Origin of the sequence: Herbivorax alkaliphila (assembly GCF_030848475.1) — a bacterium.
Classification (GTDB): domain Bacteria; phylum Bacillota; class Clostridia; order Acetivibrionales; family Acetivibrionaceae; genus Herbivorax.
This window is the reverse complement of record NZ_JAVDDS010000016.1, coordinates 25,943-36,663: the sequence shown is the minus strand read 5'-3', so window position 1 is coordinate 36,663 and position 10,721 is coordinate 25,943. Positions and strand designations below refer to the sequence as shown.

At 33.3% G+C, this 10,721-nt stretch carries 7 protein-coding genes; 6 read left to right on the top strand and 1 reads right to left on the bottom strand.

Features of this window, described 5'->3' with window-relative positions:
* Positions 1 to 192: 192 nt before the first annotated feature.
* Positions 193 to 948 (bottom strand): SurA N-terminal domain-containing protein, encoded by a 756-nt coding sequence (locus tag RBH29_RS07655; protein ID WP_306696192.1) that lies wholly within the window; start codon positions 946 to 948, stop codon positions 193 to 195.
* Between the two features lie 392 nt (positions 949 to 1,340).
* Between RBH29_RS07655 and uvrB the strand changes: the two genes are divergently transcribed.
* From uvrB to RBH29_RS07625, 6 genes are all read left to right on the top strand, one after another.
* Positions 1,341 to 3,320 carry an excinuclease ABC subunit UvrB gene (gene uvrB / locus RBH29_RS07650; protein ID WP_306696191.1) on the top strand — a complete coding sequence of 660 codons (1,980 nt, stop codon included), beginning with the start codon at positions 1,341 to 1,343 and terminating at the stop codon, positions 3,318 to 3,320.
* Positions 3,321 to 3,641: 321 nt separating this feature from the next.
* Positions 3,642 to 6,491, top strand: a complete 2,850-nt coding sequence (uvrA, locus tag RBH29_RS07645; RefSeq protein ID WP_306696190.1) for an excinuclease ABC subunit UvrA — start codon at positions 3,642 to 3,644, stop codon at positions 6,489 to 6,491.
* 273 nt (positions 6,492 to 6,764) lie between these two features.
* On the top strand, positions 6,765 to 7,784 hold the full coding sequence (gene asnA / locus RBH29_RS07640) for an aspartate--ammonia ligase (RefSeq protein ID WP_373463307.1): 1,020 nt from the start codon (positions 6,765 to 6,767) through the stop codon (positions 7,782 to 7,784).
* A gap of 82 nt (positions 7,785 to 7,866) precedes the next feature.
* Positions 7,867 to 9,261, top strand: coding sequence for an asparagine--tRNA ligase (gene asnS, locus RBH29_RS07635; RefSeq protein WP_306696187.1), 1,395 nt, complete (start codon positions 7,867 to 7,869; stop codon positions 9,259 to 9,261).
* A gap of 21 nt (positions 9,262 to 9,282) precedes the next feature.
* Positions 9,283 to 9,909, top strand: coding sequence for an ABC transporter ATP-binding protein (locus tag RBH29_RS07630; protein ID WP_306696185.1), 627 nt, complete (start codon positions 9,283 to 9,285; stop codon positions 9,907 to 9,909).
* Positions 9,909 to 10,688, top strand: coding sequence for an ABC transporter permease (locus RBH29_RS07625; protein ID WP_306696184.1), 780 nt, complete (start codon positions 9,909 to 9,911; stop codon positions 10,686 to 10,688). Before RBH29_RS07630 ends, RBH29_RS07625 begins: the two co-directional genes overlap by 1 nt.
* The last annotated feature ends 33 nt before the right edge of the window (positions 10,689 to 10,721 follow it).

Below are 10,721 nucleotides of genomic sequence, written 5' to 3'. Positions count from 1 at the left end.
CGTTTTACCATCCTACTTAATTTTAATTATAGTATCCTAAGTATTTTATGTCAATAACAACATTCCAGAAGCTAAAGTTTCCCAGTATAAAACATGTTAATACTCCACGCCGTATTAACATGTTTTATAAGTTTTTTCTATATTTATAACATGCACCCAGAAAGGAGGGGAGTATGATAAATAACATTTCTCTTAGTCCATTTCTTCTCTGAAAACTTCTATTTTATTATCTTCTTTTAAATTTTCTATTAATACATCAACATTTTCCGAAAATTTATTATTTTTTACTGTTTGCTCTAATTGTGGTTTTAAATCTTCATATTCTGGTGGGTCTTCTTCTAGTGTTTCTGTGTATTGATCATACATTTCCATAATTTCTTCTTCAGTTACTTCAGGTTGTTCAACTGTACTTTCAACATAATCTGAAACAAGCATTTCTCTTTCAATGTCTTCTTTTAGTTCTTCTACAGTAATTTGTCTCATCTCTAACGAATCTATAAATTCTTGTTCAGATTCAAATTGAGACTTAATTGTTTCTATTTCTTCATCTAATTTTTCAGGCGAAATTGTATAACCTTCCTTTACAGCACTTTGAAAAAGCACTTCATATGCAATTAATGTGTCTAGAGCTTCTTCTAATACTTGATCCCTTATTCCATCATCAGAAATATCTACGCCCATTTCCATATAGTTTCTATTTAAATTTTGATATACTTCAAATAAATCAAATAACATAATTTCAGCGTCATTTACAACTGCTACTGGTATATTTTCTTGCTGTTCTACTGGTGCATCATCAGAAATGCTTTCAGGTAGTTGTTCTCTTAGTGTTTCCCCAGAATTATTTTCAGGTGTTTGTCCTGATGTTTCCTCAGTTTCATTTTGGCATGACAAAAGTGATATTGCCAGTATAGTTGAAATTGTAATTAATAAAATTTTTTTAAACAAAATAAAGTCCCCTTTCGTATATACGGTATCTTAAGAATAAATAAAAAACACCTTGTATTTAAGTTTACTGAAAAATCATGAACACAATATTAACTATATATTAATAGTTCTTATAAATCAATATTTTAAAATCTAATGCAACTTATAAGATAAATGTAAAGAGGATGCCTCAAGTTAAAGTTTCCATTCATTAAAAAATTTTAGTTTCTGGAATATTGTTCTTCATCCTTAATATATACAGCCAAAATATGGTTTGTAATATACAATACAAAAATATTAATGTAAAATAGACATATGATAAAAAGTGTATTTAAAATATAAAAACTATATGCACCCTGTGATAAGTTTATTAGATGTGGTATATATGATTAGAGATAGAAGGAGGATGTTTTATGCATGAATTTAAAATAAAATCAAATTATAAGCCTTGCGGGGATCAGCCTGAGGCGATAGATAAACTTGTAGAAGGTATAAATGCTGGATTTAAAGAACAGAGTCTTCTAGGTGTTACTGGTTCAGGTAAAACATTTACAATGGCAAATGTTATTGAGAGAGTGCAAAAACCTACATTGATTATTGCTCACAATAAAACTTTAGCAGCACAGCTTTGCAGTGAGTTTAAGGAGTATTTTCCCAACAATTGTGTTGAGTATTTTGTAAGTTATTATGACTATTATCAGCCAGAAGCATATATTCCAACTACTGATACGTATATTGAAAAGGATTCTTCTATAAATGATGAGATAGATAAACTAAGGCATTCTGCTACGGCAGCTCTTTTTGAAAGAAGAGATGTTATAATTGTTGCCAGTGTGTCCTGTATATATGGTTTGGGTGATCCAGAAGATTATACTGAACTTATGCTTTCTTTAAGGCCTGGAATGCAAAAAGATCGGGATGAAGTTATAAAAAAGCTTGTGGACATTCAATATGACAGAAATGATATAGACTTTAAAAGGGGAAGGTTTAGAGTAAGAGGTGATGTTTTAGAAATTTTTCCTGCGTCTTCTTCAGAAGAAGTTTTGAGAGTTGAATTTTTTGGAGATGAAATTGAACGAATTACTGAGGTGGATTCACTTACTGGGGAAATAGCAGGTACAAGAACTCATGTTGCAATTTTTCCAGCGTCACACTATGCTACAACCAGAGAAAAGATGGACAAAGCCATAGTATCTATTGAAAAAGAGCTTCAAGAGCGTTTAAAGGAACTAAAATCCGAAGATAAACTTTTAGAAGCCCAGAGGCTTGAGCAGAGGACATTATATGATATTGAAATGATGCAGGAGGTAGGATTTTGTCAGGGGATAGAAAACTATTCAAGGTATGTAAGTGGAAGAAAACCCGGGAGTGCTCCTTTTACTCTTATAGACTATTTTCCAGAAGATTTTTTAATGATAATAGATGAGTCCCATGTTACTGTGCCACAGGTGGGGGCAATGTATAATGGTGACAGGTCAAGGAAAGAGTCGCTTGTTGACTATGGATTCAGGCTCCCTTCTGCATTTGACAACAGACCACTTAAATTTGAGGAGTTTGAAAAGAAAATAAATCAAATTGTATTTGTAAGTGCAACGCCTGCAAAATATGAAAATGAAAACTCAAAGCAAATAGTTGAACAGATAATAAGACCAACTGGGTTAATTGATCCTGAAGTGATTGTAAAACCTGTTAAAGGACAGATTGATGACCTTATTGGGGAAATAAGTGAAAGAACTGAAAAGAATCAAAGAATACTTGTTACTACACTTACTAAAAAGATGGCAGAGGATTTGACAGACTATTTAAAAGAAATGGATTTTAAAGTAAAATATCTTCACTCTGATATAGACACCATTGAAAGAATGGAAATAATACGAGAATTAAGACTTGGAGTTTTTGATGTCTTAGTTGGAATAAATCTTTTAAGAGAGGGATTGGATTTACCAGAAGTATCTCTTGTTGCAATACTGGATGCAGATAAGGAAGGGTTCTTGCGTTCAGAGACGTCACTAATACAGACCATTGGAAGAGCGGCAAGAAATGTTGAGGGGAAAGTAATAATGTATGCTGATGTGGTTACTAAATCTATGAAAAAAGCTATAGGTGAGACAAATAGAAGAAGAGGAATACAGATAGATTACAATAAAGCTCATGGTATTACTCCAAAGAGTATAGTAAAAGGCATTCGTGATGTTATAGAGACAATTAAGGTAGCAGAAGATGGTGAAAATTATAAAGTTGATAGAGATAGTGAAACAATGACGAAGCAGGAAATTAAAGAGCTTATTGATAAAGTTACAGATGAGATGAAACAAGCAGCTGCGGACTTGCAGTTTGAAAGAGCAGCAGAGCTGCGAGACATATTAAGTGAGCTAAAAGAAAAGGTAAAGTAAATAACATCCAATTTCTTTGCCGAAGGGTGCATGTTATTTATGTGAATGAAAATATGGAAGAAACATTGTGGAGCAAGTTTTAGAGCGTGTTAATATGACGAGGAAAGGGAAAGCATTGCTCTTCACATTAAATATATACACCGTTTACCGATTTATTTACCGAACTTATGTTTGATTTTTAGAATTTATTTGATATAATATTATGGTGAGACTTTTGCTCATAAATATTTAGCTATTTTTTAAAACAACTAAAACACAACGTATTTGTATAAAGAAATAGGCTAAACATTATATTTAAATATAGGAAATAAGGTGTGAAAAATGATAAGAGATAAAATTTTTATAAAAGGTGCAAGAGAGCACAACTTAAAAAATGTAAATGTTGAAATACCAAGAGATAAGTTGGTTGTCGTTACAGGAGTCAGTGGTTCTGGTAAGTCATCTCTTGCCTTTGACACTATCTATGCAGAAGGTCAAAGGCGTTATATGGAGTCTTTGTCTTCTTATGCAAGACAGTTTTTAGGCCAGATGGAGAAACCAGAAGTGGATTATATAGAAGGGCTTTCTCCAGCAATATCTATAGACCAAAAGACTACCAGCAGAAATCCTAGATCTACAGTTGGAACAGTGACGGAAATACATGACTATTTAAGACTTTTGTATGCACGAATAGGGATTCCTCATTGTCCTTCCTGTGGTAAAGAAATTTCACAGCAGACTGTTGATCAGATGGTTGATCATGTTATGGAACTTGATGAGGGAGAAAAGATACAACTTTTAGCCCCAGTAGTCAGAGGAAGAAAGGGCGAGTATCACAAACTTTTAGAAGACATAAAAAAAGCCGGGTATGTAAGAGTAAGAGTTGATAAAGAAGTAATGGATGTAAATGACCCTATTGATCTTGACAAAAATAAAAAGCATAATATTGAAATTGTGGTAGACAGAATTAAAGTTAAACCCAATATACAAAAAAGACTTGCAGATTCAATTGAAACTGTACTTAAACTGAGTAATGGAATACTTATTGTTGATGTAGTAGGTAAAGAAGAGCTTTTGTTTAGTCAGAATTTTGCATGTAATGATTGTGGAATTAGTATGGAAGAGTTGACACCAAGAATGTTTTCTTTTAACAATCCATTTGGCGCCTGCCCTAATTGTACTGGCTTAGGAGCACTATTAAAGGTTGATCCTGATTTGGTTATTCCAAATAAAAAATTATCATTAAAGGGTGGCGCAGTTGTTGTTGGGGGGTGGAATATAGCAAAGGGTGATAGTTATGCTAGCATGTATATAAACGCTCTGGCAGAACACTATAAATTCAGTCTTTCTACTCCAATTGAAGATTTGCCAGAACATATTGTGAATATAATTCTTTATGGAACAAAGGGAAAGAAGATGTCTGTAAAATATGACAGGGCATATGGAAATGGAATTTTCACAGCGTCCTTTGAGGGGATAGTAAACAGTGTGGAAAGACGATATAAGGAAACCCAGTCAGAGGGCATGAAGCAGTATTATGAGCAGTTTATGAGTAATAATCTGTGTCTAGAATGTAATGGAGCTAGATTAAAAAAAGAAAGTCTAGCAGTTACGGTATCAGGAAAAAATATTCATGATGTTAGTTGTATATCTATAGGAGAGGCAAAGCAATTTTTTCAAAACATACATTTATCACAAAGGCAAAGGATGATAGCAAATCAAATATTGAAGGAAATAAATGAGAGGTTAGGGTTTTTAGTTGATGTAGGATTGGATTATCTTACCTTATCAAGAGCGGCCGGCACACTTTCAGGCGGGGAAGCTCAAAGGATAAGGCTTGCGACACAAATAGGCTCAGGTCTTATGGGAGTTTTATATATTTTAGATGAACCAAGTATTGGGCTTCATCAAAGGGATAACGAAAGGCTTTTAAAAACTCTTAAAAAGATGAAAGATTTAGGCAATACTTTGATAGTAGTTGAGCACGACGAAGATACAATGTACGCTGCCGATTATATTATAGATTTAGGGCCAGGAGCTGGTGTTCATGGTGGAGAAGTTATTGCTAAAGGGAATATAGAAGAAATAAAACAAAACCCAAAATCAATTACAGGTCAGTACCTGAGTGGAAAAAAATCTATTAGAGTTCCTAAAAAAAGAAGAGAGCCAAATGGTAAATGGGTTGAAGTGATTGGAGCTAGGGAAAATAATTTAAAAAATGTTGATATAGAAATCCCTCTAGGTATACTTACATGCGTAACAGGAGTTTCAGGGTCAGGAAAAAGCTCTTTTGTAAATGAAATTTTATACAAAAAATTAGCCAGTCAACTAAACAGGGCTAAAACTAAGGCTGGAGATTATGATGATATTAAGGGAATTGAACATCTTGATAAAGTAATAGATATAGATCAGTCTCCTATAGGACGAACACCAAGGTCTAATCCAGGAACATATACAGGAGTATTTGACATTATACGTGGAATTTTTTCAGAAACTACAGAGTCTAAAACCAGAGGATATAAGGCAGGGCGTTTTAGCTTTAATGTTAAAGGAGGGCGCTGTGAAGCATGTAGAGGGGACGGAATAATTAAAATAGAAATGCACTTTTTGCCGGATATTTATGTTCCCTGTGAAGTATGTAAAGGAAAAAGGTATAACAGAGAAACACTTGAAGTAAGATACAAAGGCAAAAACATTGCAGAAGTTCTTGATATGACTGTTGAAGACGCACTTGAGTTTTTTAAAAACATACCTAGGATTCAAAAGAAACTTAAGACGTTATTTGATGTTGGATTGGGATATATAAAATTAGGACAGCCTTCAACCACTCTTTCAGGTGGGGAGGCACAGAGAGTGAAACTTGCTACCGAATTGTCTAAAAGGAGTACAGGAAGAACTATGTATATACTGGACGAGCCAACAACAGGACTTCACGCAGCAGATGTTCACAGGCTTACAGACATTCTTCAAAGGTTGGTTGATTCAGGAAACACAGTGATTGTAATTGAACATAACTTAGATGTTATAAAGACAGCTGACTATATTATAGATTTAGGACCTGAAGGAGGAAACAAAGGTGGTTATATAGTTGCAAAGGGCAAACCAGAGGAGATAATAAAAGTTAAAGAATCATACACAGGTGACTTTCTTAAGAGAATTCTAGATCCTTTGCCCAAGCTTAAGGTATTGTAGGTGAAATAATTTTATCATCACCTTTATAAAATCCACTCGAAACTGTTGGAATTTTGAGTTTCAAGTGATATAATGTGAATTGGTAATTTTATCGGATTATACAAGAGATTAGACTTAAAAATTTAAAACATAGTAAAGAAATAAAGTATGAAGCAGGAAAAAAAGAGGGGAGGAGTTACGTTAAAATAGGCGATATTATAAAACCTTAAAAAGGATACTTTAAAGATAAGGTATTTATATGGTTTTATAAGTTTTGCGTAACGGTTTTATATGATGGACAGTAGTGAAAAGCTTATTATACCTTCAGGATATAAACCAACTTTGTCGGTAAGAGATACCGAAAAGGCAATAAAAAAAATTAAAGATTTTTTTGAGTCAAAGCTTTCTAAAAAGTTAAATCTAGAAAGGATATCAGCACCGCTTTTTGTAAGGCCTGAATCGGGAATGAATGATAATTTAAGTGGTGTTGAAAGACCTGTAGCTTTTGATGTAAAATCAATAAATGAAAATATGGTTGAAATTGTACATTCTTTAGCTAAGTGGAAGCGTATGGCTTTGAGAAGATATGGTTTTGATGTTGGAGAAGGTTTATATACTGATATGAATGCCATAAGAAGAGATGAAGATGTGGACAATCTTCACTCCATATATGTAGATCAATGGGATTGGGAAATTGTAATAAAAAAAGAAGATAGAAAAGTTGAAATGTTAAAAGAAACAGTTAAGAAAATTTTCAACGTACTAAAAGAGACAGAGGACTATATATACAGTATCTTTCCAAATATTGAGAAGATACTACCTGATGAAATATTTTTTGTTACAACCCAAGAACTTGAAGATATGTACCCAGAACTTTCTCCTGAAGAAAGAGAAGATGAAATATCAAAAGAAAAGAAAGCTGTTTTTATAATGAAAATAGGGTGTAAATTAAAATCAGGCTCAAAACATGATGAAAGGGCACCTGACTATGATGATTGGAATTTAAATGGAGATATATTATTGTGGTATCCATTGCTAAATAGAGCTGTGGAAATGTCCTCAATGGGTATTAGAGTGGATGAAGAAGCTTTGTTAAGACAATTAAGGGAAGCTGATTGTGAAGACAGGAAAACTCTCTTATTTCACAAAGAGTTGCTAGAAGGCAAACTTCCATATACATTAGGGGGAGGAATAGGCCAGTCAAGAATTTGTATGTATATATTAAAGAAGGTACATGTTGGAGAAGTGCAAGCATCTATATGGCCTGATTCTATGATTGAAACTTGTGAAAGTGCAAATATAAAATTGCTTTAAACAAAGACAAGGGGACGGTTCTCTTGTCTTGATTATATAATAGTTAGAGTTAAATATTATTAACAAAGGAGTAAGTGTATAGATGAAAACTACTAGTGTAAAAAGCCTATATAGGGAATCAGAAAAATATTTAAACAATGACATTGTTGTTGCTGGATGGGTAAGAACATTAAGAGATTCTAAAGCATTTGGATTTATTGAGTTAAATGATGGATCTTTTTTCAAGAATCTACAAGTGATATTTGAAGATGAGCGTTTAGATAATTTTAAGGAAATAGCAAAGCTTCCTGTTGGATCATCAATAGTTGTAAAGGGACAACTTGTTGAAACTCCCAATGCAAAGCAGCCATTTGAAATAAAGGCAGACAGGATAGAAATTGAAGGTTTATCCCAGCCTGATTATCCGCTTCAGAAAAAAAGACATTCTTTTGAATTTCTAAGGACAATTGCACATTTAAGACCTAGAACTAATGCATTTTCAGCTGTATTTAGAGTGAGGTCACTTGCTGCTTATGCAATTCATAAATTTTTTCAGGAAAGAAATTTTGTATATGTGCATACACCAATAATTACTGGAAGTGATGCGGAAGGTGCAGGTGAAATGTTTAGGGTTTCAACTCTTGACATGGATAATCTACCCAAACAAAAAGATGAGAAAATTGACTTTTCCAAAGACTTTTTTGCTAAAGAAACAAACCTGACAGTTAGTGGGCAATTGGCGGGCGAAACTTATGCAATGGCATTTAAAGACATATATACATTTGGACCTACTTTCAGAGCGGAAAATTCCAATACAGCAAGACATGCAGCTGAGTTTTGGATGGTAGAGCCTGAAATAGCTTTTGCAGACATTAATGATGACATGGAGCTTGCAGAGGATATGTTAAAGTATATAATAAAATACTGTATGGAAAATGCTCCTGAAGAAATGCAGTTTTTTAATAAATTTGTAGACAAGGGACTGTTTGATAGATTAAACAATGTAGTTAATTCTGATTTTGCAAAAGTAACTTATACACAAGCAGTTGATATTTTATTAAAAGATAAGGACAAATTTGAATATCCTGTAGAGTGGGGATGTGACCTTCAAACTGAACATGAAAGATACTTGACAGAGAAAGTGTTTAAAAAGCCTGTATTTGTGACTGATTATCCTAAAGATATAAAGGCATTTTATATGAAATTGAATGATGACAATAAGACTGTAGCTGCCATGGATCTTCTTGTGCCTGGTGTAGGAGAAATTATTGGAGGAAGTCAGAGAGAAGAGAGAATGGATATTTTAGAAAAGCGAATGAATGAGTTGAATCTTAATAAAGAGGACTACTGGTGGTATATGGACATTAGAAAATATGGAGGAACAAAACACGCAGGTTTTGGGCTGGGTTTTGAAAGAGCGATAATGTATATTACTGGCATGTCAAATATTAGGGATGTAATTTCTTTCCCAAGAACCGTTAATAGTGCTGAATTTTAAATTTCTTTATATGAGGTTAAAATGTTCAAGTTAATTGATGTTGGCTATAAAAATATTCTAGATATTGAGAAAATAGAAATCTCGAAAAACAGAGTTACCTGTATTGTTGGGGAAAGTGGAAGTGGAAAGTCAACTTTGTTACGTCTTTTAAACAAGCTAATAAGTTGTGACAGAGGGGAGATATATTATGACAATCTGCTTATAGATAATATTGATTCTGTAGAACTTAGACGGAATGTAGTTATGCTTCCCCAGCAACCAATTGTTTTTCCAGGCAGCATAAAGGATAATTTACTTATTGGACTTAAATTTTCAGAAAAGCCAGAGGTAAAAGATTGTAAGCTGACTAAAATTTTAGAAATGGTTTGCCTTAAAAAAAAGCTTAATGAAGATGCAGAAAAGCTATCTGGTGGAGAAAAACAGAGGATGGCTCTTGGAAGAGTTATTTTAATGGAGCCAGAAGTGTTTTTACTTGATGAACCATCTTCTGCACTAGATGAAAAAACAGAGCAAATGATAATAGAAAAAATGGTTAATTATACAAAAACAGAGAAAAAAACACTTGTTATGGTCACCCACTCTAAGAAAACAGCCTTAGAATATTCTGATAACATTATAAAAATAGATAAGGGGAGGGTGATAAAATAATGGATGAAATAATAAATCTTCAATTGTGGCAGGTTTTTGCTGCATATGTATTTGTTGTTTTGTTACTGGTTATTGTGAGGCTAAAAGGAATTCCCCGGGAAAAGGAGATATTAATATCTTCAGTTAGAATGACACTTCAACTTATACTAGTGGGATATTTATTAACATATATATTTGAATTTCCATCTCCAGTATATACAGTGCTTATACTCCTAGTGATGGAAACTTTTTCTATATACACAATTTTAAAAAGGACAAAAATTAAATTAAATTCTAAGTTAGGTCGTATTACTGCATTTTCAATGTCTTTTGGTACAATATCCTGTCTTTTTTATTTTCTTTTCATTGTTGTAAATATTTCACCTTGGTATGAACCGAGATATTTTATTCCCATTGCAGGAATGCTTGTTGGTAATTCTATGACTGGTGTTACATTAGGTGTAAAAAGGCTTGTAGCTGGAATGGAAACCCACAAGCATATGGTGGAAGGTGCTCTAATGCTAGGAGCAACACCGAAAATGGCGGCAAAACATATTGTAGATGATACTTTTGATTCTGCGATACTTCCTACCATTAATTCTATGCTTGGCATGGGAATAATATTTTTGCCTGGGATGATGACAGGTCAAATACTATCCGGGATTTCACCAGTTACGGCTATAAGTTACCAGATAGCTATTATGCTTGGTGTTTTAGGAAGTGTAGCACTAACTGTAATATTATTTGTTCAAATGGGTTACAAAACTTTTTTTAATGAACAAGAGCAGCTTTATAAGTAAAAAATCACCTTTCCCATTATAAATATAATAACA